Here is a 25751-nt window from a genome sequence, read left to right as displayed (position 1 = left end):
CGGGGCCGGTAGGGGAATGTGCGGGTGCCGGCCGTAATGGCGCGGATTGTAGAGAGCCGCGCGGTGCGCGGCAAACCGGATTCGCCGACTTAGGCGCTGGCCAGCATGGCGCGCTCTTCCTCGCGCAGGGTCAGCACCTCAAAGCCCTCGGCGGTGACGGCGATGGTGTGTTCCCATTGCGCCGACAGGCTGCGGTCGCGGGTGATCACCGTCCAGCCATCCTTGAGGGTGCGCACCCCGCGCCCGCCCTGGTTGATCATCGGTTCGATGGTAAACACCATGCCTGGCTTGAGCTGCAGGCCGCTGCCCTTGTGGCCGTAGTGCAGCACCTCGGGCGCCTCGTGCATCTGCCGACCAATGCCATGGCCGCAGTACTCGCGCACCACGTTGTAGCCAGCCGCTTCGGCATGGCGCTGGATGGCGTAGCCGATATCGCCCAGGGTCGCTCCCGGGCGTACCTGGCGGATGCCCTGCCAGAGCGCGGCATAGGTGGTGTCGACCAGGTGCCAGGCGGCGGCATCGATCTGCCCCAGGCAATACATCTTCGACGAGTCGGCAATGTAGCCGCCGTGCTCAAGGGTGATGTCGACATTGACGATGGAGCCGGCCTTGAGCACCTCGTCGGCATGCGGCACGCCGTGGCACACCACATGGTCGACCGAGGTGTTCAGCGAATAGGCGAAGCCGTACTGGCCCTTGCTCGCCGGGCGCGCCTTGAGTACATCGACGATAAAGGCCTCGGCCCGGTCGTTGATCTGCAGGGTGCTGACCCCGGGGGCGATGAAGCTGTCGAGGTGGGCGAACACCTGGCTCAACAATTGCCCGGCATTGCGCATCAGGGCCAGCTGCTCGGCGTTTTTGAGGACCACTTGGCTCATGGGGGAAGGTATTTCGTCTCTCGGAATGTGCGCCAATGATAAGGCCTCGCCGGGTGGCAGTGCCATCCGATGGTGCAAGCGGGCCCATTGCGGTGCAGGCTGCCAGGCGCCGCCAAGTGCCTGAGCCCCGTAACGCAAGGCTCCGGCCATTCTGGCGCGGCCCTTGCTACAGCTTGAGTATCCGGCAATCAACGCAGATTGCCCCGTTCACGACAAAGGCGCCGTGTTGCCCCGCTTGTTCATTCAAGCCGAGGCAGCAGGGCGCCTTTTTGTTTGCGCAATCAGGAGGTAGGCCGATGAGCAGCACCAGCGTGCGCAGCGTGTGCCCGTATTGTGGCGTCGGTTGTGGCATCGTCATGAGCGTCGAAGGCGGGCGGGTGACCAAGGTCAGTGGTGACAAACTGCACCCCAGCAATTTTGGCCGCCTGTGCACCAAGGGCCTGACCGCCCATCAACCGCTGCGCGAGTCCGGGCGCATGGAGCACGCTTATTTGCGCGACCAGCGTCAGCGCGACCCGGTGCAGAGCGGCATCGATACCGCTATCGAACAGGCAGCACAGCGCCTGCAGGCGATCATTGATGAACATGGGCCCGATGCCCTGGGGTTCTATGTCTCCGGGCAGATGTCGCTGGAGGCCCAGTACCTGATCAATAAACTGGCCAAGGGTTTTGTCCGCAGCCGGCATATCGAGTCCAACTCGCGCCTGTGCATGGCCAGCGCCAGCAGCGGCTACAAGCTGTCGCTGGGCGCCGACGGGCCGCCGGGCAGCTACCAGGATTTTGACCGCGCCGAGGTGTTCCTGGTGATCGGCGCGAACATGGCCGATTGTCACCCGATCCTGTTTTTGCGCCTGCTCGACCGGCTCAAGGCCGGTGCCCGGCTGATTGTCGTCGACCCCAGGCACAGCGCCACCGCCGACAAGGCCGACCTGTTCCTGCAGATCAAGCCAGGTACCGACCTGGCGTTGCTCAATGGCCTGCTCTACCTGTTGCTGGAAAACGGTCAGTGCGACGCCGACTTCATCCAGCGCTACACCGAAGGCTGGGAGGATATGCCGGCCTTTTTACAGGACTACACACCCGAGCGGGTCGCTGCTATCACCGGGCTGCGCGAAGCCGATATCCGCCAGGCCGCCAACTGGATCGGCCAGGCCCCGGAGTGGATGAGCTGCTGGACCATGGGCCTGAACCAGAGCATCCATGGCACCTGGCAGAGCAACGCCCTGTGCAACCTGCACCTGGCCACCGGCGCCATTTGCCGGCCGGGCAGCGGACCGTTCTCGCTGACCGGCCAGCCCAATGCCATGGGCGGGCGCGAAATGGGCTACATGGGCCCGGGCCTGCCAGGGCAACGCTCGGCGCTGGTCGCGGCGGATCGCGCCTTCGTCGAGCAGTTGTGGCAGATCCCCACCGGCAGCCTGCGCAGCGAAGCCGGTGACGGCACGGTGGCGCTGTTCGAAAACCTCGCTGCCGGGCAGATCAAGGCTTGCTGGATCATCTGCAGCAACCCGGTGGCCAGCGTCGCCAACCGCCAGCAAGTGATCGAAGGTTTGCAGGCGGCGGAACTGGTGATCACCCAGGATGTCTTCCTCGACACCGAGACTAACCGCTACGCCGATATTCTCCTGCCCGCCGCGCTGTGGGCTGAGGGCGAGGGGGTGATGGTCAATTCCGAGCGCAACCTGACCCTGATGAACCAGGCCGTCGAGGCGCCGGGCGCGAGCTTGCCCGACTGGCAGATCATTGCCCGTATCGCCTGCGCCATGGGCTATGCCGAGGCGTTCAGCTACGCCAATGCTGAAGCGGTGTTCAACGAGTTGCGCCAGGCCTGGAACCCGGCCACCGGCTACGATGTGCGCGGCGTCAGCTATGCCGCTTTGCGTGAGACGCCGCAGCAATGGCCGTGTGAACCCGGGCGTGAGAACGATCGCAGCCCGCTGCGTTATCGCAACGACGGTATCAGCCAGGCCCTGTTGCGCGATGCGCAAGGCGAGGCACCTGCCATTGCCTTCCCCACCCGCACGGGCAAGGCACGCTTTTTTGCCCGGCCGTGCCTGCCCAGCGCCGAGCTGCCGGACGCTGACTTCCCGCTGGTGCTCAACACCGGCCGGGTCCAGCACCAGTGGCACACCCTGACCAAGACCGGCAAGGTGGCGGCGCTGAACAAGCTTGACCCCGGGCCGTTCGTGGAAATTCATCCGGACGATGCCGAGCGCCTGGGCATTGCTGAAAAGGATCAGGTGCAGATCCGTTCACGCCGCGGGCAGGCCGTACTGCCGGCACGGATCACCACCCGGGTATTGGCGGGCAACTGCTTTGCGCCGTTCCACTGGAACGACGTCTACGGTGAACACCTGGCGATCAATGCGCTCACCAGCGACGCGGTCGATCCGCTGTCGCTGCAACCGGCCTTCAAGTATTGCGCGGTGGCCCTGAGCCGGGTCGCTGGCGAACGTATCGAGGCCGTCCAGATCGATCAGCAGCCCGTTTCGGTACAGGACAAGCACCTGCTGCTCTGGGCCTCGCAAACCGGCAACGGTCAGGCCCTGGCCGAGCAGTGTGCCGAGCGCCTGCGCAAGGTCGGCTTGCCGGTGCAGTTGAGCTGTATGGAAGACGTGGCCCTGGAGCGGTTGGACAGCCCGGCCAGCCTGCTGCTGATCGCCAGCACCTTTGGCGACGGTGACGCGCCGGACAGCGGCGCGGCATTCTGGCGTGGCCTGCACGGCGAGCATTCTCAACGCTGCGCCGGCTTGCCTTATGCGGTGCTGGCCCTGGGGGATTCCAGCTATGAACAGTTCTGCGGGTTTGGTCGCAAGCTCGATCAGCGCCTGGCAGAACTGGGGGCTGAGCGCTTGCTCGACAGGGTCGATTGCGAGGGCGATTTCAATGAACCGGCCGGGCAATGGCTGCAGGCGCTGCTGGGCAAACTGGGCCACGGCCAGCTGCTGCTCGAAGCGCCAGTGGCAGCGCCGGCCGCAACCGGCTTCAGCAAAACCAGGCCGCTGGCAACGACCCTGGTCGGCAATCGCCTGCTCAACGGCCCCGGCGCGCTCAAGGAAACCCGCCAACTGGTATTCGACCTGGGCGACAGCGGTTTCACTTATCAGGCCGGTGACGCCCTGGGCGTGTGGCCGCGCAACTGCCCGGCGCTGGTCGACGAACTGCTGAGCGCCACCCGCTTCGATGGCAGCCGCTGCGTCAGCCTCAAGGGCCAGGCCGACATGCCGCTGGCCGAGGCGCTGTTGCAACACCTGGAGATCGCCCGCATTACCCCGCAGCTGCTCGAGGCCTTCGCGGTTGGCAATCCACAGTTGCGCGAGTTGCTTGAACCGCACAACAAGGCTGCGCTCAAGGACTGGCTGTGGGGCAAGCAACTGATCGACCTGGTGTACGGCTGCACACCCGAGCTGAGCCTGGAGACCTGGTTGAGCCTGCTCAAACCCTTGCAGCCGCGGCTGTACTCGATCAGCTCGAGCCAGAAGTTGCACCCTGATCAGGTTCACCTGACGGTTTCCACCGTCCGTTACGGCCAGCGCAAGGGCGTGTGCTCGACCTACCTGGCCGACCGCGGTGAGCCGGGCCGCGTAGAAATCTTCAGCCAACCGACCGCGCACTTTCGCCTGCCCAGCGATAGTACGGCGCCAGTGATCATGGTCGGCCCCGGTACCGGTATCGCGCCGTTCAGGGCGTTCCTCCAGGAGCGTCAGGCTGAAGGCGCCACAGGCCGCAACTGGCTGTTGTTTGGTGAACAGCAGGCCGCCACGGATTTCTATTACCGCGACGAGCTGCTGGCCTGGCAGCGCGACGGCCACCTGACCCGCCTGGACACCGCGTTCTCCCGCGATCAGGCGCAGAAGATCTACGTGCAGCAGCGCCTGCTCGAACAGGGCGCCGAGCTTTGGCGCTGGCTGGAGGAGGGTGGGCATTTCTACATCTGTGGTGACGCCGAGCGCATGGCCAGGGATGTCGATGCGGCGCTCAAGCAGGTGGTGCATCAGTACGGCGGCATGAGTGTGGAGCGGGCCGAGGCCTATGTCAGCGAGCTGAGCCGCGCCAAACGCTACCTGCGCGACGTGTACTGAGTGCCCCATAAGGGGGAGGGCTGCACCAGCCTGGGTCGATAACGGCCGTGGTGGACAGTCCTCAAGCCCCGGTTTCAAAGGCTTTGGCAGTTGGCACGCTACCTGCTTTTGCTTAAGTACAACGTCCTCGCGGGTCAATGGCGATTCGCAACCGGGACTACATAAAACGACCAGGCAAAGGCGCCTGGAGCTTCGGCTCCAGGCGCCTTTTTTTGTTTTTCGGGGTTGGCCCCAGCAGCAAAGCCACCGTGAATGGCCTTGAGTGAGGATCGGGTATGAATGGGTTTACCAGCATCGAAGCGCGGCAACAGCTGATCATCGTCGGCAACGGCATGGTCGGTCATCACTGCGTCGAGCAACTGATCGAACGCGGTGCCCTGGGTCGCTTCGAGGTGCGGGTGTTCGGCGAAGAACGCCAGCGCGCCTACGACCGCGTGCACCTGTCGGAATACTTCAGCGGCAGCGATGCCGAGACCCTGGCGCTGGGCGAGGCGGGCTTGTACGCCGGGCACGGCATTCACCTGCACCTGGGCGAGCAGGTGCTGGAGATCGACCGGGCGCGCGGCGAAGTGGTCACCCACCTCGGGCGTTATCCTTACGATCAACTGGTCCTGGCCACTGGCTCCTATCCGTTCGTGCCGCCGATCGAAGGCTCGCACGGGGCGGCGCGCCTGGTCTATCGCACTCTCGATGATCTCGATGCCATCCGTGCCGCCGCCAACAGTGCCCGCCGGGGCGTGGTGGTCGGCGGTGGCCTGCTCGGCCTGGAGGCGGCCAATGCCTTGAAATCCCTGGGCCTGGAAGCCCACGTGGTGGAGTTCGCCCCGCGCTTGATGCCGGTGCAACTGGATGCCGAAGGCGGCGCGGCCTTGCGTGCGCAGATCGAAGCCCTGGGGGTTGGCGTGCACCTGTCGCGGGCGACCCAGGCCATCGTTGCCGGTGAAGACTATCGCTACCGGATGAACTTCGACGGCGGCGAATTTCTCGAAACCGACCTGATCGTGTTCTCCGCCGGTATCCGCCCGCAGGATGCCCTGGGCCGCAGCAGCGGTCTGGACATCGCGCCACGCGGCGGGGTGATGATCGACAGTGCTTGTCGCAGCAGCGACCCACGGATCTTCGCCATCGGCGAATGCGCCTCGTGGAACGGCAGCGTGTTCGGCCTGGTAGCGCCGGGCTACAGCATGGCCCGTAATGTCGCGGCGGCGCTGTCCGGTGAGGACGGTGGCAGCTTCACCGGTGCCGACATGTCGACCAAGCTCAAGCTGCTCGGCGTCGATGTCGGCTCCATTGGCGACGCCCATGGCGCCACCCCGGGTGCGCGCAGCTATCGCTTTATCGATGAAGCTGCCTCGGCCTACCGCCGCCTGGTGGTCGATGCCAGCGGCAAACAGGTGATCGGTGCGGTGCTGGTTGGCGACAACAGCTACTACGATACCCTGCTGCAATACGTGCAGAACGGTATTGCCCTGCCAGCCGATCCGGCCGGCCTGATCCTGCCGCAGTCGGCCGGCGCGCCGGCACTGGGCGCGGATGCCTTGCCTGCCAGCGCGACCATCTGTTCCTGCCACAACGTCAGCAAGGGCGCGATCTGCGCCGCCATCGACAGCGGTTGCGGCGAGCTTGGCCAGCTCAAGCAGCAGACCAAGGCCTGCACCGGTTGCGGCGGTTGTGCGGCATTGCTCAAGCAGGTGTTCGAGCATGAGCTGATCGCCCGCGGCGTCAGCGTCGACAAGAGCCTGTGCGAACACTTCGCCTACACCCGCCAGGAGCTGTACGCGCTGGTGCGGGTCGAGGGCATCCTCAGCTTTGACGAGATGCTCGCCAAGCATGGGCGCGGCCATGTCGGCTGCGATATCTGCAAACCCACGGTCGGCTCGATCCTCGCCTCGTGCTGGAACCAGCCGATCATGGACCCGTCGCTGGTGCCGCTGCAGGACACCAACGACACGTTCATGGCCAACATGCAGAAGAACGGCACCTACTCGGTGGTGCCGCGGATTCCCGGCGGCGAGATCACCCCCGAGAAGCTGATCGTCATCGGCGAAGTGGCGAAAAAATACGACCTCTACACCAAGATCACCGGCGGCCAGCGCATCGACCTGTTCGGCGCCCAGCTGCATGAATTGCCAGAAATCTGGGCCGAACTGATTGCCGCAGGCTTCGAGACCGGCCACGCCTACGGCAAGTCGACGCGCACGGTGAAATCCTGCGTGGGCAGCACCTGGTGCCGCTACGGCGTACAGGACAGCGTACAGATGGCCCTGACCCTGGAAGACCGCTACAAGGGCCTGCGTTCGCCGCACAAGCTCAAGTTCGCGGTGTCCGGCTGCACCCGCGAATGCGCCGAGGCACAGAGCAAGGACATCGGCGTGATCGCTACCGAGAAAGGCTGGAACCTGTACATCTGCGGCAACGGCGGCATGCGCCCGCGGCATGCCGAACTGTTCGCCACCGACCTGGACGACGCCAGCCTGATCCGCATCATCGACCGCGTGCTGATGTTCTACATCCGCACCGCCGACAAGCTGCAGCGCACCTCGGTGTGGCGCGAAAGCCTGGAGGGCGGGCTGGACTACCTCAAACAGGTGATCCTCGACGACAGCCTCGGCCTGGGTGCCGAGCTGGAAGCGCAGATGCAACAGGTGGTCGACCGCTACGAGTGCGAGTGGGCCAATGCCCTGAAGGATCCGGACAAGCTCAAGCGCTTCCGTACCTTCGTCAACGACCAGCGCCCGGACCCGGGTGTGCACTTTGTCCGCGAACGCGGCCAGCGCCGGCCCATCGGCGCTGGCGAACTTCACTTGATCCCGACCACCGAGGAGGTGCTTTGATGAGCCAGTCCAACGCTGCGATAACTGTTCAGGCGCAACACTGGCAGACGGTCTGCACCCGTGCCGACCTGGTCGCCCAGTCGGGGGTGGTGGTGTGGTTCGACGGCCGCCAGGTGGCGCTGTTCTACCTGCCAGGGCAGGCCACGCCGGTGTTTGCCGTGGACAACCACGACCCCAGGTCCGGGGCCAATGTGATCGGCCGCGGGCTGGTGGGGGAGCTCAAGGGCGAACTGGTGGTGGCGGCACCGTTGTACAAGCAGCATTTCTGCTTGCGTGACGGGCGTTGCCTGGAGGATCCGCAGCAGGCGTTGCAGGTGTGGCCGGTGCGGATCAGTGGCGAGCAGGTAGAGCTGGGGCGCTATTGATGGCCTCATCGCTGGCAAGCCAGCTCCCACAGTGTCTGGGGTATGCAGTACCTGTGGGAGCCGGTCTTGCCGGCGATCGACCGCAAAGCGGTCGCAGTCTTGCCGGAGCCCCGATAAACTCCGGGGATGAACCTCGATACCCGGATCAAATTCCGCCACCTGTTGTGCTTTCTCGAGATTGCCCGCCAGGGCAGTTTTGCCAAGGCCGCCGACGCCATGGCGATCAGTCAGCCGGCCATCTCCAAGACCCTCAAGGAACTTGAAGACCTGCTGCAGACGCGGCTGTTCGAGCGCAGCAAGCAGGGCGTCGAGCTGACCCCGGCCGGGGTGCGTTTCATGCGCTACGCCGGCCCCAGCGTGCAGGCCCTGCGCGAAGGCGTCAGCACCTTGCGCGGCGAAGAGCATGCGCCGCCCCAGGTGCGTGTCGGCGTGCTGTCGACCGTCGAAAGCCTGCTGATGCCCGAAGTACTTTGCCGCCTGCACCAGCGCCATGACGCCCTGGTGGTCAGCGTTGCCACCGGCCCCAGCGCGCACCTGCTCGGGCAATTGCATGTGGGGGAACTGGACCTGGTGATCGGACGCATGACCGACAGCCCGCAAATCCAGGGGCTGATGTTCGAGCACCTGTACAGTGAGTCGATGTCGCTGGTGGTGCGCCCCGGTCATCCCTTGCTGGGCCGCCAGCCGATCGAGCGCAGCCAGGTCGGGCGCTACCCGCTGGTGTTGCCGCTGGCCGGCACGACCATCCGCAAGCACGCCGACAGCCTGTTCGTGCAGTGCGCCATCGAGCAACCCGCGCAGCGCCTGGAAACCCTGTCGCCGGCCCTCAGCCGCCGTTATGTGCAAGGCAGCGATGCGGTCTGGGTTGCGCCTCGGGATGCGGTGCGCGTCGACCTCGGCCGCGGTGAGCTGTGCGAGCTGGACCTGGGCGTCAGCGAGCCGGGCGGCTCGGTCGGCATCTGCAGCAACGCCGCCTTGCCCCTGGCAGTGCCGGCGCAATGGCTGTGCGAGGTTTTGCGCGAGGTGGCGGCGCAGTACCGCGACGGCCACTACCCTTGAGTGCCCGCTGACAACAGCGCGTTGATTTCTTGCAGGCCGGCATCGCCGAGGCTGCCGCTGGCGGCCAGCAGCCTGAGCTGGGCCAGCACGATTGAATAACGCTGTTCGGCCAGTTGCTGCTCGGTTTGGGTCACCTGCTGTTCGGCATCCAGCACATCGGCACTGATCCGCGCACCGGCTTCGAAGGCACGGGTGGTCGAGGTCAGGTTGGTCTGGCTCGAGCGCAGCGCCTGCTGCAGCGCCGCATACTGGCTGATGCCGCTGGTCAGGGTCAGGTAGGCCTGGCGCGCCATCAGGCCAGCCTCGCGGCGGGCGTCTTCGACTTCATCCAGGGCCACACCGTGCAGGGCGCGGGCCTCGCGGCTGCGGCTGGTAGTGCCGCCACCAGCGTACAACGGCAGGCTGACCTGCACACCGACCACGGTCTGGGTGTACTTTTCTTCCGGCAGGGTGACGTCGTACAGGCTGCCGCCCACCGAGGCGAAGCGCCCGTGAGCGGCCACCAGGTCGACCGTGGGCAAATGCCCGGCCTGTTGCTTGTCGATCTCCTTTTCTGCCACCAGGCGCTTGATCTGCGCCGCCTGGACCTTGAGGTTGTGCTGTTGCGCCTGCTCGGCCCAGGTGCCGATCAACGCCGGTTGCGGCCCCTGAAAACGCACCTGCGGGTCGAGTCGGGCGAGGGACGCGGGCACGCTGCCGGTCAACTGCGCCAGGGTTTCCTGGTGCAATTGCACGGCGTTGTGCGTGGCCATCTGCCGGGCATAGGCCAGGTCGTAGCGGGCCTGGATGCGCTGCACCTCGCTTTCGGTGCCGGAGCCGGCCTGGTAGAAGCGTTCAGCCTTGCCGCGTTGCTCCTGCAGGGTGCGCACCTGCTGGCGGCTGGTGCCGAGCAGGTCTTCGGCCAGCAGCAGGTCAAAGTAGGCGTCGGCGACCCGCAGCATCAGGTCCTGGCGGGCGGCCTGCAGGTTGATTTCCCCGGCCAGCACCAGCGCCTTGCTCTGGTCATGGCCGATCACGTTCTGCCAGCGCAGCAGCGGCTGGATCAGCACCAGTGCGTAGGCATTGGAGTTGTCGCGATTGCGTGTCGCTGCACCGCTGTCGTCGCGGTCGACCCAAGCGGCGCCCCCTTCAAGTGACAGGTTGGGCAACAGCAGGGCGCGGCCTTGGGGTTCTTTTTCGTTGCTGGCACGTTGCTGTTCGATGGCCGCGGCGTATTTCATGTCATGGGCCAGGGCTTTTTGATAGAGCTGGTAGAGGTCTTCAGCCCGGGCCTGCTGGCTGCTGCCGAGCAGTGCCAGGGCCATCAGGCCTGCGTGGATTCGCGAGAGTTGTTCGAGCACGGCAAGGCTTCCTGTTCGGGTTGAGCGATTCGTTTGGGGTTGCGCATCAGCAGGACCATCGGCACACCGATCAGCATGACTGCGCCGAGCAGGCCGAAAAGCATGCTGAAGCCGAGCATCTGTGCCTGTTCACGGGTATTGACCAGGACCAGCAGGGCTTGCGCCTGAGCGGGATCGCTGGTGCCCAGCGAAAGCACGCGCGGGTCGTAGCGGGCAACATCCCAACCGCTGGCGATGATGCTCGACTCGGTGACGTGCTCGGATAATTGCCGGTAGCGCGCCCAGGAAAAGCGCGTCAGCAAAGTTGCGGCAATGGCGATGCCGACGCTGCCACCGAGTTGGCGCATGAGGTTGAGCACCCCCGAGCCGACCGAGATCAGTTGTGCAGGCAGTTGGCGCATCGCCAGGTTGGTGAGCGGAACGAAAATCATGCCCAGACCAAGCCCGCGGATGATCAGCGGCCAGTACAGGGTGTCGGGGCTGCTTTGCAGGGTGAACTGGGTGTGCAGGTACATCGCATAGCCGTAGATGAGGATGCCGATGCTGACGAACAGCCGTTCATCGATCTTGTTTTCCTGGGACAGCTTGCCGATCACCAGGGTGCTAACGGCGCTGGCCAGGGCGCCGGGAAAGATCACCATGCCGCTCTGGTAGGCGCTCTGCTCAAGCAGCGTCTGCAGCAGCAACGGCACCATGAACAGTGTGCTGTACAGGCCGAAGCCGACACAAAAGGCACAGATCGAGCCCATGAGGAACTCGCGGTTGCGAAACAGCGCCATGTTGACGATCGGCGTGGCCACGCGCTGCTCCCACCAGAAAAACGCCAGCAGGCCGAAGCTGCCCAGCAACAGGCAGGCGATAGTCAGGTCCGACTCCAGCCAGTCCCAGTGTTCGCCACGCTCAAGCATGATCTGCAGGCTGCCGACGCCCAGGGCGAGCAGGGCGAAGCCGATGTAGTCGATGCTTTGCGGGCGTTTCTCGTTGATCGAGTCATGCACGCAGAGCCACGACAGAAGGATCGCCACAGCGCCGATCGGCAGGTTGATCAGAAAGATCCAGTGCCAGGAGAATTCATCAATCAGGTAACCGCCCACCGAGGGCCCCAGGGTCGGTCCCATCATTACCCCGACCCCGTACAGGGCCAGGCCAGTGCTGACCTTTTCCTTGGGGAACACGTCGTAGATGATCGCCTGGGAGATACCCAGCAAGCCACCGCCGGCCAGGCCCTGGATAATCCGAAAGGCCACCAGTTGCCAGAGTTCGGTGGACATCGCGCAGCCCAGCGAGGCCAGTACGAACAGGATCGAGGAAACCAGGTAGTAGTTGCGCCGGCCGAACCAGGCCGACAGCCAGCCACTGGCCGGGAGGATTACCACGTTGGCGACGATGTAACTGGTCGAGACCCAGGAAATTTCATCCACCGAGGCGCCGAAGCTGCCCATCAGGCTGGGAATGGCAACGTTGACGATAGTGACGTCGAGCAGCTCCATCATCGAGATCAGGGTCACGCTGAAGGCGACCAGCCAGGGCGATTTCATAAGCGTTGCTCATCACCGGTATCGACTTCGACCAAGGCGCTCATGCCCTGGCTCATGGCGGCCTGGTAAGGCAGCGCAAGCGGCTCAAGTTCGATCCGCGCTTGCAGGCGCTGGACCACCTTGGTGAAGTTGCCGCTGGCGTTTTCCTGCGGTAGCAGCGAGAAGCGTGCCCCTGTGGCCGGCACCAGGCTCTGCACCCGGCCGCGCAATACCCTGTCGGGGAAGGCGTCGAGCGTGACGCGTGCTGGCTGGCCAACCCGGACCCGGCTGATCTGGGTCTCCTTGAAGTTGGCCACTACCCACAAATGATCGGTAGCGACCAGGCTCAGCAACTTTTGCCCGGCCACCACGAACTGCCCGGGTTCGACATGCTTGTCGGCGACGATACCGGCCAGCGGCGCGCGGTGACGGGTGTCTTGCAAGCGAATCTGCGCCAGTTCCAGGTCGGCCCGGGCGGCATCGATTCGATAGCTTTGCAACTTCAGCGCAGCCTGTTGCGCCAGACTGCCCTGCGCCGCGGCCTGGGCGTTGTTGCGCGCGCCCTGCAACTGGTGGCCGAGGGCATCGAACTGCGCCTTGGCCGCTTCCAGGTCCTGGTTGCTGAGGACGCCTTGGGCGGCCAGGCGTCGGGCGCGCTGAAAGTCGCTACGGGCCTGTTCAAGCCCGGCAGAGAGCTGGCCGATGGTTGCGGTGGCGGCCTGGCTGTTGGCCGCCGCGCTGCGCGCCTGGCTATCAAGCAATCCGGGCGTGCCTTGGCTGCCGGTGGCCGCATGCAACCTGTTCAATGCTGCCTGGGCCTTGTCTCGTTGTTGCAGGTATTCATCATCGCGCAGCTGCAGCAACAGGTCGCCGCTGGCTACCCGGCCGTTGTGTTGCACCGGCACTTGCACAACGATGCCCGAAAGTCTGGCGCGGATCGGCACGATGATGCCCTCGACCTCGGCGTTATCGGTGCTGACGTATTGCAGTTTGTACTGCCAGCGTTGCCAGCCGAGCAGCATCAGGCTGCCGATTACTGCGGTACAGACCACTAGCTTCAGGTAGGTAGGCTTGCCCATGAACTGCGCCTCTAGTCATCAAGAAGGGCAGAGCTTGGCGTGTGCAGCAGGTCAGGTATTGAACGAATCGCTCGTGCGCATCAGCACGCCAGCCGCTTGCGCCGGAGACAGGCCGAGCATGCGCCGCATCATCCGGCTCAGGTGCGCCTGGTCGGCAAAGCCGCCATCCACGGCCGCTTCGCTCAAGCTATGGCCGGCTGCCAGGGCGTGTGCGGCGCGCTCCAGCTTGCGCCAGATGATCCACTGCGACAGCGGCACGCCCATGTCGCGCGTGGCCACGTGACGCAGGCGCGGGCTGGACAGCCCGACCGCTTCGGCTGCGCGGCCGACCGCGCCGCTGCCGTCGCAGTCTTCGCGCAACAAGGACAGGGCGCTGGCCAGGCGCGGGTCGAAATCCGCTGGGCTGCCGACGATGCGGTTCAGTGCCGCTACGGTCTGTTCGGTGCTGCGCTGCTGGGCGAAGCAGTCGACGATGGCCTGGCTGGCCAGGGCGCTGCCATTGAGTGGCAACTGTGCGTTGAGTGCGCGCCCCAGGGGCGATTCCGGGTAGATGAACAGAAACGCCAGCGGCTGCGGCTGTTGCACCGAGCGGTGTTTGACGAAAGGCCCGATGATGACGCCAGCGCCTTCCAGGCTGTGCTGTTCGAAATCGACCCGCACCGGGCCGCGAATCCCGATGCAAAGCTGGATGGCCACATGGCTGTGGGCCGATGAATCCTCACTGTGTCCCACATAGCCGAACCAGTAGTCGCTGAAGGTGACCCTGCCGTCCCACATTGCTGCCGTCCTTGCCGCTGCTGCGCTGCCCAGGATGATAACCGCCCGCTGCACGGCATCGATACAAACTGCTACAAAACCTCACCGGCGGATTTGCCCAACTGCCGGGTCCCGTCAATACTGGCCACTGGCTGCAGCCGAGGATGAAGAAGGTTTAATCTGGCTGAACTTATCCGGGTTTTCTTGCTCTCATGCCGGTAGCCATTGGTCGTGGCCGCCTGATAAGCTCGCGGCTTTACTCGATTGCCCTATTGGCGCATGAACAAGGAAATAGCATGAAACAGCATCGGTTGGCGGCTGCGGTTGCCCTGGTTAGCCTGGTACTGGCGGGTTGCGATTCGCAGACCAGCGTCGAGCTGAAGACTCCGGCACAGAAAGCCTCCTACGGTATTGGCCTGAACATGGGCAAAAGCCTGGCTCAGGAAGGCATGGACGACCTTGATTCGAAAGCTGTTGCTCAAGGTATCGAAGACGCTGTCGGCAAGAAAGAACAGAAGATCAAGGACGAAGAGCTGGTTGAAGCCTTCGCAGCCTTGCAAAAGCGCGCTGAAGAGCGCCTGGTCAAGATGAGCGAAGAGTCGGCTGCGGCCGGCAAGAAGTTCCTTGAAGAAAACGGCAAGAAGACTGGCGTAGTGACTACCGCTTCGGGCCTGCAGTACGAAGTGATCAAGAAGGCTGATGGCGCCCAGCCAAAACCGACTGACGTGGTAACCGTCCACTACGAAGGCAAGCTGATCGACGGCAAGGTCTTTGACAGCTCCGTCGAGCGTGGCAGCCCGATCGACCTGCCGGTCAGCGGCGTGATCCCGGGTTGGGTCGAAGGCCTGCAACTGATGCACGTGGGCGAGAAGTACAAGCTGTATATCCCGTCGGACCTGGCTTACGGCGCCCAGAGCCCGAGCCCGATGATCCCGGCCAACTCGGTGCTGGTATTCGAACTGGAACTGCTGGGTATTAAGGACCAGGCCAAGGCTGATGAGCCTGCCGATCCTGCTGCCGAGTAAGGCCAGCTGATACCGGCAACGCCCCGTCTCGACGGGGCGTTGTCGTTTCTGGGGTTTAACGAACCCTCGGGGCCATGCAGGGTCTTAAAAGCTGCGGCTGTTGACGAATCATGGCGCAGCGGGCAAAACGTTTGCGTGATTGAAACAGGTGTGTAAAAAACGCCCGATTTAACCCGGACCCTTGCCGGGCGGGCGCCTTGAGCCTGAAACTGAGCTCTGTTCACAAGGTTATCCACAATTATTGTGGATAACCTTCCTTGGCACTGGCCCTGGAGGCCGTATGAAAGCACCGTGGAATTTCGCCCGATTTCTGCCCCTGGCCGAGCGCTTGCTCAGCCGCGGGCGCCTGCCGGCGCTGATTTTTGCCGTGGCGCGCAAAGGCCCGCGGCTGGGCAAGCTGCGCGAGGACGTGCGCCTGATGCAGGCCCTGTGCCTGGCCTGGTGGCGCGGCGAGTACCGGGCCATCAGCCCCAAGGCGCTGATCACGGTAGTGGCGGGATTGTTGTATTTTGTCAGCCCGCTGGATGCGATCCCCGACTGGTTGCTGGGCGTCGGCATGCTCGACGACATCGCCGTGCTGGCCTGGGTGATGAAAGCCGTATCCGATGAACTGGCCGCTTTCAGCGCCTGGCGCAGCCGTCAGGCACCGGAAAAACTGCGGGTGGTCGAACGCCTGCCCGACACGCCGGAAGCGCTACGTCTGGAACAGGAAAAAAGCTGATCACATCGCGACCCTGCACACCCTTGTTGGCTGGTAATATAATTGGCATAAGGATTATGCCTACCGATTACATATCGTAATCCTACAAGGGGGTTGTAATGGGTATTCAGGTCATCAGCCGAGACGGTCAACCCGAGTACGCGGTTGTTCCCTGGGAGCAGTACCAGGCACTGCTTAAAGCAGCCGGGCAAGGCGAGCCGGTTGCCGCCGAAAACACACCATCCAGCGCCACAGACAGCGCCAGCTTGCCGAGTTTCAGCGAGCTGGCGCGTTTGCGTGAGGGCAAGGGCCTGGCGCCGGAGCAGCTGGCACGCAGCGTCGGCATCAGCCCGGTGTACCTGGCGCTGATCGAAAGCGGCGAACGCCAGCCGGATGCCGCGATCCGCCGCAGCCTGGCCTGGGAACTGGGTGTGGCCGGCTGGAGCGAGCCGTCGTGAGCGTGCGGATCAGCCGCCAGCACTGGGAAGGCCTGCTCGGCGAGCTGGATGTCGCCCGCCGCCAACGTCACCTGCTGACTTACCGTGCCTTGCTCGAGCGTCTGCAATTGCCCAGCCCGGCCATGCAGACCCTGACCGCGGCGCTGGAGCACCTGGCGGCGCTTGACGCCCGCGCCGAGCAGCCGCTGCGCAGTTCGCTGGTGATCAGCCAGGGTGCCAGCCGTTTGCCGCGCACCGGTTTCTTCGAGTGCGTCGAGCGCCTGGGGCGTTTCTCCGGGCCGTCCGACGGTATGGCCGCAGCCTCCTGGCACGCCTCGGAAGTGGTGCGGGTGTTCGAGTACAGCTACCCCGAACACGAAGAAGCCTGAACGGCAGGCGCGGTATCGATCAGGTACAGGCTGTGCCCGGGCACATCCTTGGCCTGATGCTTGGCCTGTGAGGCCAGCTCGGCCAGTTGCCCGGCATCGAGCCCGGCACAGGCCTGCGGGTGCAACTGCACCACGCCGATCGACAGCGATAGCAAGGCGAATTCCTGGCGCCGGCCCTGACGGTCGGTGGCAACGAAGCACCCGGCCTGCAGGTGCTCGGCACGGTAGAAGCGCCGGCACTGTTTCTGAAAGTCCTCCAGCAACAGCTGCAAGCGCTGTTGCCAATCTTCCGAGCCCAGCACCAGCATGAAATCGTCGCCACCGATATGGCCGACGAAATCCCGGCTGGGGTCGACCCGTTCGCTCAGGCACTGGGCCAGGCACAGCAGCACTTCATCGCCGCGGGCATAGCCGTAGATATCGTTGAACGGCTTGAAACTGTCGATATCCACGTAACAGATCGCTGCCGCGCGTTGCTGTTGCAGCAGGCGGGTCAGGCACTGCTGGATCGGCACGTTGCCCGGCAGCAGGGTCAGCGGGTTGGCATAGCGGGCCTGCTGGATCTTCTGCTCGGTGATCAGCTTGAGCACGTCGATCACCCGCCCCAGGCCCAGGTAGCGGCCGTTGTGGGTGATGATGAAATCTTCTTCGATACGCTGGCGGGCGCGACTGGTGAGCAGGCGGCTGACCTGTTGCAGCGACTGGCCCAGATCCACGGCGAGAAAATCATCGCTCATCAACCGGCTGATCGGCTTGCGCGCGAACAAATCAGTGGCAAACGGCTTGAGCAGGGCCTCGGAGAGCGAGTGGCGATGCACGATGCCACATGGCTGCCCATGCGCGTCGAGCACCGCCAGGGAATTGAGATTGGCCTGGCTGCGAAACAGTTCGAGCACCTGCGGCGTGGGCGCCTCGCGGTTCACCGCGGGCTGTTCGATCAGCAGCGCGGCGAGGTTGCCGCTGTCTTCATTGAGGCTCTGCAGCACCTGCGCCGGTTGCCCGAGCATGCCCTGCACATCCCGCGCCGCCAGCTCCTGAGGGCGGCCCAGCAGGTAGCCCTGGACCAGGTCGACGCCCATCTCGGTGAGCACCTTGAGCTCTTCGGCCAGTTCGATACCTTCGGCAATCACCTGGGCTCGTGACGCTCGGGCGATCTGCAGGATCGAGCCGACGAACTCGCGCTTGACCGCATCCAGGTGGATGCCGTCGATGAAGTGACGGTCGATCTTGACGTAGTCCGGGCGCAGCTCCGACCACAGGCGCAGGCTCGAATAGCCGGCGCCGAGGTCGTCGAGGGCGATGGAAAAACCCATGTCGCGGTAGTGGTGCAGGGCGTTGAACAGCAGCTGGAAGTCGTCGGTCGGCGTCTGTTCGGTGAGCTCGATCACCACCCGGCTGGGCGGCACGCCAAGCTCGTGGAGCATCTTCAGGGTACGCCCGGACTGGTACTGCGGCTCGAGCAAGGATTCCGGCGAGACGTTGAGGAACAGCTTGCCTTCGAGGTTCTGCTGGCTGAAACGCCGGCAGGCGCTCTCGCGGCAGGCCACTTCCAGCTCGGTCAGGCGGCCGGCCTGGCGGGCCACGGCGAACAGGTTGATCGGCGAGTGCAACGGGCTGTTGGACGGGCCGCGGCTCAGTGCTTCGTAGCCGAGGATGCGCCGTTCGGACAGGCAGACAATGGGTTGGAACAGGCTGTGCAAGCCGCTTTGAGCCAGGATGGTGCTCAACGCGCTGAGCTGTTCGTTGACGGTCATGGCAGGGCTACCTTGAAAAAAAGGGACTGAGCACCCGCGGCGCTCAGTCCCTTATTTCACGACAGTCTGATGACTATTTGATGACGCAATGACGCACAGTCACATTATTTTGCCATCACCGTTTTACGGGTTGTTCCGCGCCACCTGCGAATTCAGGCCCAGGTAATCCAGCAGGATCAGCCCGGACTCCTTCAGGTAGGCGTCGTCTTCCGGCTTGGTATCGTCCGGCTCGACCGGCAGGGCGTCTTCGTCTTCCTTCTTCAGTTCCTTGAGCGGCTCTTCGCCCTTGGCCTTGCGTCGGGTGTTTTCCAGCGCCAGTTGCTTGCTTTCGATATCGGCATGCTGGGCACGGCGTTCGGCTTCGTTGAGGCTGACGGTTTTCTCGTTCATCAGCTTCTGGGTCAGGGCCAGGCGGTCGCGGATATAGACGAACTCCGGATCCTTGGCCGTACGGGTGTCGTGACGGGCCTTGAGCTGGGCCAGGAACGGCTTGAACGGGTCGACCGCAGGCTTGATCGCCGGGCGGATGGTGTCCCATGGCATGGCTTCGGGCAGGGCGCTTTCGCCGATTTCCTTGGTGTCGATGATCGACGGGTAATCGATGTCCGGCAGCACGCCCTGGTGCTGGGTGCTCTGCCCGGAAACCCGGTAGAACTTGGCCAGGGTCAGTTTCAGCTCGCCATGGTTGAGCGGCTGGATGGTCTGCACCGTGCCTTTGCCGAAGGTCTGCCCGCCAAGGATCAGCGCGCGGTGATAATCCTGCATGGCGCCAGCGAAAATTTCCGACGCCGAGGCCGACAGGCGGTTGACCACCAGCGCCAGCGGGCCTTTGTAGAAGGCGCCGCTATTCTCGTCCTCAAGCACGTCGACGCGGCCGTCGCTGTTGCGCACCAGCACCGTCGGGCCCTTGTCGATGAACAGGCTGGTCAGCTCGGTGGCTTCCTGCAGCGAGCCGCCGCCGTTGTTGCGCAGGTCGATGACCACGCCGTCGACTTTTTCCTTCTGCAGTTCGGTCAGCAGTTTCTTCACATCGCGGGTGGTGCTCTTGTACTCCGGATCGCCGGCACGGAAGGCCTTGAAGTCCAGGTAGAAGGCCGGGATCTCGATGATGCCGAGCTTGTAGTCGCGCCCGTCCTGCTTGAGCTTGAGCACCGATTTTTTCGCGGCCTGCTCTTCGAGTTTCACCGCTTCACGGGTGATTGGCACGATCTTGGTGGTCTGGTCGTTCGGCGCGTTGCTGGCCGGGATGATTTCCAGGCGCACCACCGAGCCTTTCGGCCCGCGAATCAGCTTGACCACTTCATCCAGGCGCCAGCCGATCACGTCGACCATTTCCTTGTTGCCCTGGGCCACGCCGATGATCTTGTCGGCCGGTGCCACCAGCTTGGTCTTGGCGGCAGGGCCGGCCGGTACCAGACGCACGATCTTGACCTGGTCGTTGTCGCTTTGCAGCACGGCACCGATACCTTCGAGCGACAGGCTCATGTTGATATCGAAGTTTTCCGCGTTGTCGGGCGACAGGTAGTTGGTGTGCGGGTCGTAGGACTGGGCGAAGGTGTTGATGTAGGCCTGGAAGATGTCTTCGGCGCGGGTCTGGTCCAGGCGCGTGAGCTGGTTCTTGTAGCGCTTGGTCAGCAGTTCCTGGATCGCCTTGGGCTCTTTGCCGGCGATTTTCAGGCGCAGCACTTCATCCTTGACGCGTTTGCGCCAGAGGTCGTCGAGCTCGGCCTGGTTCTTCATCCACGGAGCGTCCTTGCGGTCGATCAGCAAGGTCTCCTTGGTGGTGAAGTCGAAGTTGTCGACGCCCTTGTTCAGCTCGGCGAGGGCGAAGTCCAGACGTGATTTGACCCGGTCCAGGTAGCGCTTGTAGATGGTGAACCCGGGGTCGAGATTGCCGCTCTTGAGGAAATCGTCGAACTGGGTCTTCCATTTGTCGAACTCGGCGATGTCGCTGGCGGTGAAGTAGCTGCGCGCAGGATCGAGGAGTTTGAGGTAGCTGTCGTAGATGATTACCGAGCGCGCATCGTTGAGCGGCGGCTTGCTGTAGTGGTGGCGCTTGAGCAGCTCGACCACATTGAGGCTGGCGACCACTTCATCGCGGTCAGGCTGGAGCTTATCCCAGCTGTTGGCGGCCCATGCACTGCCCGCCAATGGCAGACTGCCCAGACCGATCAACAGGGCGAGGGTGGTGCTCGGCAGAAAATGCTTCATGCTGATTCGACGTAGGGACAATTGATCACGCATATTAGGCCGTCTTTGAATTCGCCGGTTCCATGAAAACCGGACGCATAATGCAAAAAGCCCGGGGCTACAGCACCCGGGCTCAGTCATGACTCAACTATGGAGGCACTGTGAAGGCATTGCAAGGCGTTGACGGACATGTGGAGTGGGTTGCGACGACAAGTCCAGCTTGCGATATCGGTCAAGTACGAATTCGCGTGGCCGCAGCCGGCCTCAATCGTGCCGACCTGCTCCAGCGTGCCGGGCTCTACCCGCCACCGCCGGGGGCCAGCGAGTTTCTCGGCCTGGAATGCTCAGGGATCATCAGCGAAGTGGGCGCCGGTTCCTCCTGGAAGGTCGGCGATCGGGTCTGTGCCTTGCTCGCCGGCGGCGGCATGGCCGAGGAAGTGGTGGTCGATGGCCGCCACGTGTTGCCGGTACCCGAAGGCCTCAGCCTGCAGGAAGCAGCGGCAATCCCCGAGGTGTATGCCACGGCCTGGCTCAACGTGTTCCAGCTGGCCGCGCTCAAGCCCGGTGAGAAGGTGTTGCTGCATGCCGGCGCCAGTGGCGTCGGCTCGGCGGCGATCCAGCTGTGCAAGGCCTTTGGCAGCCCGTGCTGGGTCAGCGTTGGCTCGGCCGAGCGGCTGGCTTATTGCCAAGGGCTGGGCGCCAGCGGCGGCGTGGTGCGTGGTGAAGACCTCAACGCGCTGAATGATTTCGCCCCATTCAACGTGATCCTCGACCCGGTCGGCGCCAACTATGCCGAGCTCAACCTCAAGCTGCTGGCACGGGACGGACGCTGGGTGATCATCGGCCTGATGGGCGGGCGCAAGGCCGAGCTGGACCTGGCGCAACTGCTGGGCAAGCGCGTGCAGGTAATGGGTTCGACTTTGCGTACCCGTGATGATCAGTTCAAGGCTGACCTGCTCAGCGATCTGGGCCAACAGGTGTGGCCGCTGTTCAGCGAAGGCCGGCTCAAGCCGCAACTGGCCAAGGCCTTCCCGATCAAGGATGCCGAAGCGGCGTTTGCCGAGCTGGCGAGTAATCAGGTGTCGGGCAAGCTGGTGCTGGTGATCGACGAGAGCCTGGTGTAGTCCGCCCATCGCTGGCAAGCCAGCTCCCACAGGTCAGGTATATGCAGTACCTGTGGGAGCTGGCTTGCCAGCGATGCTTTTCATTTCCAGGTATGAATCGGCCACTTGTTCTTCTCGGCATGCTCACGCAACACCGGGTCCGGATTGACCACATGCGGGAAATCCACCTTCAGCAGCAACGGCAGATCGTTGCGTGAATCCGAGTAGAAACTCGCGCCTTCAAGGTTTTCTTCTTCCTGGTCCAGCCATTCCAGCAAGCGGGTGATCTTGCCTTCGCGGTAGGTCAGCACGCCAGTGGTCTTGCCGGTATAGGCGCCGCGCTCAACCTCCAGCTCAATGCCGAGAATCTCATCGATGCCCAGGCGGTCGGCAATCGGCTTGACCAGGTGGGTACCGGAGGCCGAAATCACCAGGATCCGGTCGCCAGCCTTGCGGTGGGCGGCAATGGTTTTGGTGGCGTCACTGAAGATGATCGGCTCGATGAAATCTTCCACCCACGGTGCTACAAGATGCTCGACTTCTTCCGGGGTGCGGCCAATCAGCGGCTCCAGGCTGAAGGTCATATAGTCCTCCATGGCCAGATGGCCCTTGCCGTAGGCATCCATCAGTTCCTTGTCACGACGCAGGAACGACTCGCCATCGACCCAGCCAAGGCGGACCATCTGCTCGCTCCACAATGACGCGCAGTCACCGTGGATCAGGGTTTCGTCCAGATCGAAAATCGCTAGTGCCATATTCAGAAAAACTCCTGTGCAACCCTCAGGCGACTTCGCAGAGGGCGGTGGGATCGATCGACAAGGATACCCGCTGGCCATCCGGGTGCAGGTCGGCGGACGAGCGGTTGAGCACATCGACCAGCAATTCTACCCCGCGCGCTTCGACCCGGTAGCGGATCACGTTGCCGAGCAGGCTGTGACTGCGTACCAGCCCCTCGAGTTCGCCGTTGAGGCTCAGGACGATGGCTTCCGGGCGGATTGCCAGGCGGCTGCCAATCGGCCGCTGCAGCAGGCGGCTGGCGCTGTCGGCATCGAGCAGGTTGTAGTTGCCGATGAAGCCGGCGGCAAATACGTCCACCGGCGCGGTATAGAGGGTTTCGGCATCGCCGCTCTGAACGATGCGGCCCTGGTTCATGAGGAAGATGCGGTCAGACAGGGTCAGCGCTTCTTCCTGGTCATGGGTGACGAAGATGGTGGTCAGGCCCAGCTCGCGCTGGATGGCACGGATCTGCTCGCGCAGGTGTTTGCGAATACGCGCGTCCAGCGCCGACAGCGGCTCGTCGAGCAGCAGCAGGCGCGGGCGGGTGACCAGCGAGCGGGCCAGGGCCACGCGCTGGCACTGGCCGCCGGACAGCTGGTGCGGGTAGCGGCGGGCAAAATCCTGCAGCTCGACCAGTTGCAGCACCTCGCGTACCCGCGCCTGGCTATCGTCGCTGTTGACCTTCTGCATGCGCAGGCCAAACGCGACGTTCTGCTCGACGGTCATGTTGGGGAACAGCGCGTAGCTCTGGAACACCATGCCGATCCCGCGCTTTTGCGGGCTTAGCGGCACCAGGTCGTTGCCATCGAGCAAGATCCGCCCGCTGTCCACGGCGGTCAGCCCGGCGATGCAGCGCAACAGGGTGGATTTGCCGCAACCGGAAGGGCCGAGCAGGGTGACGAATTCGCCGCGTTCGATCTGGCAGTTGATGTCGTTGAACACCGGGCTGCCGGCATAGCTTTTTTGCAGGTTCTGTACGCTGACGAAGCTCATATCAGGACTTGTCCTTGTTCAGGCGGTTGGCTGCCCAGGTCAGCACCAGCACGAAGAGGAAATAGGAAACCACCAGGGCACTGTTGAAGTGGCCGCTGCTGTTGCGCATGTTATTGAGGTACACCTGCAGGGTCTCGTAGCGGGTGCCGACCAGCAGGTTGGCGAACACGAACTCACCGAACAGGAACGAGAACGACAGCAGCAAGGCCACCATCAGGCCCTTGCGCAGGTTCGGCAACACCACCAGGAAGGCGGCCTGGAAGGTGCTGGCACCGAGCAGCTGGGCGGCGTCCATCAGGTCGCGCAGGTTGATCGCCTGCAGGTTGTTGGTGATCGCCCGGTACATGAACGGCAGGGCCACGGTGAAGTAGCAGCCGATCAGGATCCACGGCGTGCCGACCATGGCCATCGGCCCCGAGCCGTAGAGTTGCAGCAGGCCCACCGACGACACCACCGGCGGCACCGCGAAGGGCAGCAGGATGAGGATGTTCATCAGCGCATCGAGCCGGGGGAAGTGGTAATGCACCACGAACAACAGCGGCAGGATCAGCAGCACCGACAGCAGCAGGGCGCCGACACAGACCAGCAGCGACTGGCCGAAGGCGGCGAGAAAGCGCGGGTCGCTCCACAGCGCCAGGTACCACTTGAAGGTCAGGCCGCTGGGCAACAGGCTGGCCGACCAACTGGTGGCCAGCGAGTAGAGCAGGGTGCCGGCCAGCGGCAGCAGCAGAATGATGAACAGCAGGTAGACCACCAGGCGGTGGTACAACGTGGCAGAGCCCGGTTCAGCGCGCGACATGGTAGCTCCGCTTCAACAGCCATTGATGGACGAAAGTCACCAGGGTCATCAGCCCGACCAGGATGACCGCCAGGGCGCTGGCCAGGTTCGGGTCCAGCGAGATGTCGCCGGCCACCAGCGCGGCGATGCGGATCGGCAGCACGTTGAAGTTGCCGGTGGTCAGCGCATAGACCGTGGCGTAGGCGCCCAGGGCGTTGGCCAGGAGGATCACGAAGGTGCCCAGCAGCGCCGGGGTGAGCACCGGCAGGCCGATGTGCCGCCAGTATTGCCAGGCGCCGGCGCCAAGCAGCTCGGCCGATTCGCGCCAGTCCTCGCGCAGGGCGTCGAAGGCCGGGTAGAGCAACAGCACGCCGAGGGGGATCTGGAAATAGGTGTAGAGGATGATCAGTCCGGTCTTGGAATAGAGGTTGAAGTCTTCGATGATCCCGGCCTGTTTCAGCAGCATCGTCAACGCGCCGTTGAAGCCGAGCAGGATGATGAAGGCAAAGGCCAGCGGCACCCCGGAGAAGTTGCTGGTCATGTTGGCGAAGGCGTTGACGAAATCGCGCAGGCGCGAGTCGACCCGGCGCAAGGAATAGCTGCCGAGGATGGCGATGAGGATGCCGAACAGGCTCGACCAGAAGCTGATTTCCAGGCTGTGCTGGATCGCTTGGCGATAGAACTTCGAGCTGAACACCTTGCTGAAGTTATCCAGGCCCCAGGTCGATTCCACCTGCACGCTGTGGAGCATTACCCAGGCCAGCGGGGCGATCTGGAAGATGATGAAAAACACTGCGAAAGGTACCAGGCAGAGCAGGGCCAGCCATTTGCCGCGCGTGATCGAATTCACTTGAGCAGCTCCCGGCACACCGGTTTGTCGTGGGGCACGCCGAGCAATTCGCAGAGGGTGCCGCACAGTTCGGTCTGCAGCGGTTTGGCTGCCGGGTCGAGGCTGAACGCCTCGCCAAAAACAAACAGTGGTACTTCGCGTTCTTCGGCCAACAGGCCGTTGTGCGAGCGGTCGTTGTTCATGCCGTGGTCGGCGGTGACCAGCACTTGATAGCCCTCTTCGAGCCAGGTGCGCAGGTAGTCGGCCAGAAGGATGTCGGCGCTGCGCGCGCTGTTGCGGTACTGGCTGCTGTCCAGGCCGTGACGGTGGCCGGCATCGTCGATGTTCATCGGGTGCACCAGAAGAAAGTTCGGTGCATGACGGCGGCGCAGGTATTCGGCGTCGGCGAACAGGTGCGAGTCGGGGTAGTGGTCGGCGTAGTAGAACAGCCCATGCTGGATCGGCAGCTTGGGCGCGTGGGTGTGGCGGTCGCGCAGCGGGTCGAAGGGCGAGCGGTTGTACAGCTCGCTCATCCAGTGATAGGCCGCCGCTGCCGTGCCCAGGCCGGCTTCGCGGGCGTAATGGAATACGCTGCGCTGGTTGGACAGGCGGTTGACGTTGTTGTGGACGATGCCGCTGTCGATCGGTGCGACACCGGTGAGGATGCATTCGTACAGCGGCCGCGACAACGACGGCAGCTCGCATTCGACCCGGTACAGCGCGGCGCGGTCGGCTTCGACATAAGCATGCAGATGGCCCATGGCGTGGTGCGCGACCTGATGGTTGAGGCCATCGAGCAGGACCAGGATGACGTTGTGGTTCATAGGGACTCCGCAATTGTGGCTGACCTCATCGCTGGCAAGCCA

The 25751-nt window shown here is 63.8% G+C and carries 21 protein-coding genes; 9 read left to right on the top strand and 12 right to left on the bottom strand.

Annotated features, from left to right (window positions below):
• Nucleotides 1-89: 89 nt before the first annotated feature.
• Nucleotides 90-878: a type I methionyl aminopeptidase gene (map, locus tag LOY45_RS19915; protein ID WP_258578238.1), complete on the bottom strand. Its 789-nt coding sequence runs from the start codon at nucleotides 876-878 to the stop codon at nucleotides 90-92.
• A 296-nt stretch (nucleotides 879-1174) separates the two neighbouring features.
• Here map and LOY45_RS19910 point away from each other — a divergent pair, with 296 nt between their 5' ends.
• From LOY45_RS19910 to pcaQ, 4 genes are all read left to right on the top strand, one after another.
• Nucleotides 1175-4960, top strand: a complete 3786-nt coding sequence (locus LOY45_RS19910; protein ID WP_258578236.1) for a bifunctional nitrate reductase/sulfite reductase flavoprotein subunit alpha — start codon at nucleotides 1175-1177, stop codon at nucleotides 4958-4960.
• 275 nt (nucleotides 4961-5235) lie between these two features.
• On the top strand, nucleotides 5236-7794 hold the full coding sequence (nirB, locus tag LOY45_RS19905; RefSeq protein WP_258578234.1) for a nitrite reductase large subunit NirB: 2559 nt from the start codon (nucleotides 5236-5238) through the stop codon (nucleotides 7792-7794).
• Nucleotides 7794-8159 carry a nitrite reductase small subunit NirD gene (nirD, locus tag LOY45_RS19900; protein ID WP_115085775.1) on the top strand — a complete coding sequence of 122 codons (366 nt, stop codon included), beginning with the start codon at nucleotides 7794-7796 and terminating at the stop codon, nucleotides 8157-8159. Before nirB ends, nirD begins: the two co-directional genes overlap by 1 nt.
• A 126-nt stretch (nucleotides 8160-8285) precedes the next feature.
• The gene (pcaQ, locus tag LOY45_RS19895) at nucleotides 8286-9218 is read left to right on the top strand and encodes a pca operon transcription factor PcaQ (RefSeq protein ID WP_134061632.1); all 933 of its coding nucleotides are present in this window, start codon (nucleotides 8286-8288) and stop codon (nucleotides 9216-9218) included.
• Here the strand turns inward: pcaQ and LOY45_RS19890 are convergent.
• Genes LOY45_RS19890 through LOY45_RS19875 form a run of 4 tightly spaced genes read right to left on the bottom strand, consistent with a single transcriptional unit; the run spans nucleotide 9209 to nucleotide 13931 of the window.
• Nucleotides 9209-10558 carry a TolC family outer membrane protein gene (locus LOY45_RS19890; RefSeq protein WP_258578233.1) on the bottom strand — a complete coding sequence of 450 codons (1350 nt, stop codon included), beginning with the start codon at nucleotides 10556-10558 and terminating at the stop codon, nucleotides 9209-9211. The two genes, pcaQ and LOY45_RS19890, sit on opposite strands and share 10 nt — an antisense overlap.
• Complete coding sequence (locus tag LOY45_RS19885; protein ID WP_258578232.1) at nucleotides 10522-12096, bottom strand: DHA2 family efflux MFS transporter permease subunit; 1575 nt, start codon at nucleotides 12094-12096, stop codon at nucleotides 10522-10524. The genes LOY45_RS19890 and LOY45_RS19885 overlap by 37 nt, the downstream gene beginning before the upstream one ends.
• A complete protein-coding gene (locus LOY45_RS19880) occupies nucleotides 12093-13154 on the bottom strand; it encodes an HlyD family secretion protein (protein ID WP_095161519.1) in 1062 nt (353 codons plus the stop codon). The genes LOY45_RS19885 and LOY45_RS19880 overlap by 4 nt, the downstream gene beginning before the upstream one ends.
• Before the next feature lie 51 nt (nucleotides 13155-13205).
• On the bottom strand, nucleotides 13206-13931 hold the full coding sequence (locus tag LOY45_RS19875; protein ID WP_233673614.1) for an AraC family transcriptional regulator: 726 nt from the start codon (nucleotides 13929-13931) through the stop codon (nucleotides 13206-13208).
• Nucleotides 13932-14206: 275 nt separating this feature from the next.
• Between LOY45_RS19875 and LOY45_RS19870 the strand changes: the two genes are divergently transcribed.
• The 4 genes from LOY45_RS19870 to LOY45_RS19855 all read left to right on the top strand — a co-directional run bounded on the left by LOY45_RS19870 (nucleotide 14207) and on the right by LOY45_RS19855 (nucleotide 16461).
• The gene (locus LOY45_RS19870) at nucleotides 14207-14935 is read left to right on the top strand and encodes a BamJ family beta-barrel-assembly machinery protein (protein WP_095161523.1); all 729 of its coding nucleotides are present in this window, start codon (nucleotides 14207-14209) and stop codon (nucleotides 14933-14935) included.
• Between the two features lie 280 nt (nucleotides 14936-15215).
• A complete protein-coding gene (locus LOY45_RS19865) occupies nucleotides 15216-15656 on the top strand; it encodes a YkvA family protein (protein ID WP_115085779.1) in 441 nt (146 codons plus the stop codon).
• Between the two features lie 98 nt (nucleotides 15657-15754).
• Nucleotides 15755-16093: a helix-turn-helix domain-containing protein gene (locus LOY45_RS19860; protein WP_115085780.1), complete on the top strand. Its 339-nt coding sequence runs from the start codon at nucleotides 15755-15757 to the stop codon at nucleotides 16091-16093.
• Nucleotides 16090-16461 (top strand): hypothetical protein, encoded by a 372-nt coding sequence (locus LOY45_RS19855; protein WP_010224211.1) that lies wholly within the window; start codon nucleotides 16090-16092, stop codon nucleotides 16459-16461. Before LOY45_RS19860 ends, LOY45_RS19855 begins: the two co-directional genes overlap by 4 nt.
• Here LOY45_RS19855 and LOY45_RS19850 read toward each other — a convergent pair.
• Entirely contained in the window at nucleotides 16437-18215 is a 1779-nt protein-coding gene (locus tag LOY45_RS19850) for a bifunctional diguanylate cyclase/phosphodiesterase (RefSeq protein ID WP_258578231.1), read from the bottom strand. The two genes, LOY45_RS19855 and LOY45_RS19850, sit on opposite strands and share 25 nt — an antisense overlap.
• Before the next feature lie 123 nt (nucleotides 18216-18338).
• Complete coding sequence (locus tag LOY45_RS19845) at nucleotides 18339-20426, bottom strand: carboxy terminal-processing peptidase (protein WP_166675656.1); 2088 nt, start codon at nucleotides 20424-20426, stop codon at nucleotides 18339-18341.
• Between the two features lie 140 nt (nucleotides 20427-20566).
• Here LOY45_RS19845 and LOY45_RS19840 point away from each other — a divergent pair, with 140 nt between their 5' ends.
• Entirely contained in the window at nucleotides 20567-21529 is a 963-nt protein-coding gene (locus LOY45_RS19840; protein WP_115085783.1) for an NAD(P)H-quinone oxidoreductase, read from the top strand.
• A gap of 80 nt (nucleotides 21530-21609) precedes the next feature.
• Here LOY45_RS19840 and LOY45_RS19835 read toward each other — a convergent pair whose 3' ends face one another.
• From LOY45_RS19835 to LOY45_RS19815, 5 genes are read right to left on the bottom strand one after another with little or no spacing between them, the layout of a single operon-like run.
• The gene (locus LOY45_RS19835; protein WP_134061643.1) at nucleotides 21610-22263 is read right to left on the bottom strand and encodes an HAD family hydrolase; all 654 of its coding nucleotides are present in this window, start codon (nucleotides 22261-22263) and stop codon (nucleotides 21610-21612) included.
• Between the two features lie 25 nt (nucleotides 22264-22288).
• Entirely contained in the window at nucleotides 22289-23278 is a 990-nt protein-coding gene (locus LOY45_RS19830; protein WP_115085785.1) for an ABC transporter ATP-binding protein, read from the bottom strand.
• A 1-nt stretch (nucleotide 23279) separates the two neighbouring features.
• Nucleotides 23280-24077 carry an ABC transporter permease gene (locus LOY45_RS19825; protein ID WP_115085786.1) on the bottom strand — a complete coding sequence of 266 codons (798 nt, stop codon included), beginning with the start codon at nucleotides 24075-24077 and terminating at the stop codon, nucleotides 23280-23282.
• Nucleotides 24064-24906, bottom strand: a complete 843-nt coding sequence (locus LOY45_RS19820) for an ABC transporter permease (protein ID WP_258578230.1) — start codon at nucleotides 24904-24906, stop codon at nucleotides 24064-24066. Before LOY45_RS19820 ends, LOY45_RS19825 begins: the two co-directional genes overlap by 14 nt.
• Nucleotides 24903-25709 (bottom strand): alkaline phosphatase family protein, encoded by an 807-nt coding sequence (locus LOY45_RS19815; RefSeq protein WP_233673618.1) that lies wholly within the window; start codon nucleotides 25707-25709, stop codon nucleotides 24903-24905. The genes LOY45_RS19820 and LOY45_RS19815 overlap by 4 nt, the downstream gene beginning before the upstream one ends.
• Between the last annotated feature and the right edge of the window lie 42 nt (nucleotides 25710-25751).

It is taken from the genome of Pseudomonas wadenswilerensis (assembly GCF_024749185.1).
GTDB lineage: Bacteria > Pseudomonadota > Gammaproteobacteria > Pseudomonadales > Pseudomonadaceae > Aquipseudomonas > Aquipseudomonas wadenswilerensis.
Note: the sequence above shows the minus strand (reverse complement) of the source record. Positions and strands in the feature narration are given on the sequence as shown.

Excerpts from the sequence above, each read along its gene's own strand:
- map (WP_258578238.1), bottom strand. The coding sequence starts at position 878 with ATGAGCCAAGTGGTCCTCAAAAACGCCGAGCAGCTGGCCCTGATGCGC.
- LOY45_RS19910 (WP_258578236.1), top strand. The coding sequence starts at position 1,175 with ATGAGCAGCACCAGCGTGCGCAGCGTGTGCCCGTATTGTGGCGTCGGT.
- nirB (WP_258578234.1), top strand. The coding sequence starts at position 5,236 with ATGAATGGGTTTACCAGCATCGAAGCGCGGCAACAGCTGATCATCGTC.
- nirD (WP_115085775.1), top strand. The coding sequence starts at position 7,794 with ATGAGCCAGTCCAACGCTGCGATAACTGTTCAGGCGCAACACTGGCAG.
- pcaQ (WP_134061632.1), top strand. The coding sequence starts at position 8,286 with ATGAACCTCGATACCCGGATCAAATTCCGCCACCTGTTGTGCTTTCTC.
- LOY45_RS19885 (WP_258578232.1), bottom strand. The coding sequence starts at position 12,096 with ATGAAATCGCCCTGGCTGGTCGCCTTCAGCGTGACCCTGATCTCGATG.
- LOY45_RS19880 (WP_095161519.1), bottom strand. The coding sequence starts at position 13,154 with ATGGGCAAGCCTACCTACCTGAAGCTAGTGGTCTGTACCGCAGTAATC.
- LOY45_RS19875 (WP_233673614.1), bottom strand. The coding sequence starts at position 13,931 with ATGTGGGACGGCAGGGTCACCTTCAGCGACTACTGGTTCGGCTATGTG.
- LOY45_RS19870 (WP_095161523.1), top strand. The coding sequence starts at position 14,207 with ATGAAACAGCATCGGTTGGCGGCTGCGGTTGCCCTGGTTAGCCTGGTA.
- LOY45_RS19865 (WP_115085779.1), top strand. The coding sequence starts at position 15,216 with ATGAAAGCACCGTGGAATTTCGCCCGATTTCTGCCCCTGGCCGAGCGC.
- LOY45_RS19860 (WP_115085780.1), top strand. The coding sequence starts at position 15,755 with ATGGGTATTCAGGTCATCAGCCGAGACGGTCAACCCGAGTACGCGGTT.
- LOY45_RS19850 (WP_258578231.1), bottom strand. The coding sequence starts at position 18,215 with ATGACCGTCAACGAACAGCTCAGCGCGTTGAGCACCATCCTGGCTCAA.
- LOY45_RS19845 (WP_166675656.1), bottom strand. The coding sequence starts at position 20,426 with ATGAAGCATTTTCTGCCGAGCACCACCCTCGCCCTGTTGATCGGTCTG.
- LOY45_RS19835 (WP_134061643.1), bottom strand. The coding sequence starts at position 22,263 with ATGGCACTAGCGATTTTCGATCTGGACGAAACCCTGATCCACGGTGAC.
- LOY45_RS19830 (WP_115085785.1), bottom strand. The coding sequence starts at position 23,278 with ATGAGCTTCGTCAGCGTACAGAACCTGCAAAAAAGCTATGCCGGCAGC.
- LOY45_RS19825 (WP_115085786.1), bottom strand. The coding sequence starts at position 24,077 with ATGTCGCGCGCTGAACCGGGCTCTGCCACGTTGTACCACCGCCTGGTG.
- LOY45_RS19815 (WP_233673618.1), bottom strand. The coding sequence starts at position 25,709 with ATGAACCACAACGTCATCCTGGTCCTGCTCGATGGCCTCAACCATCAG.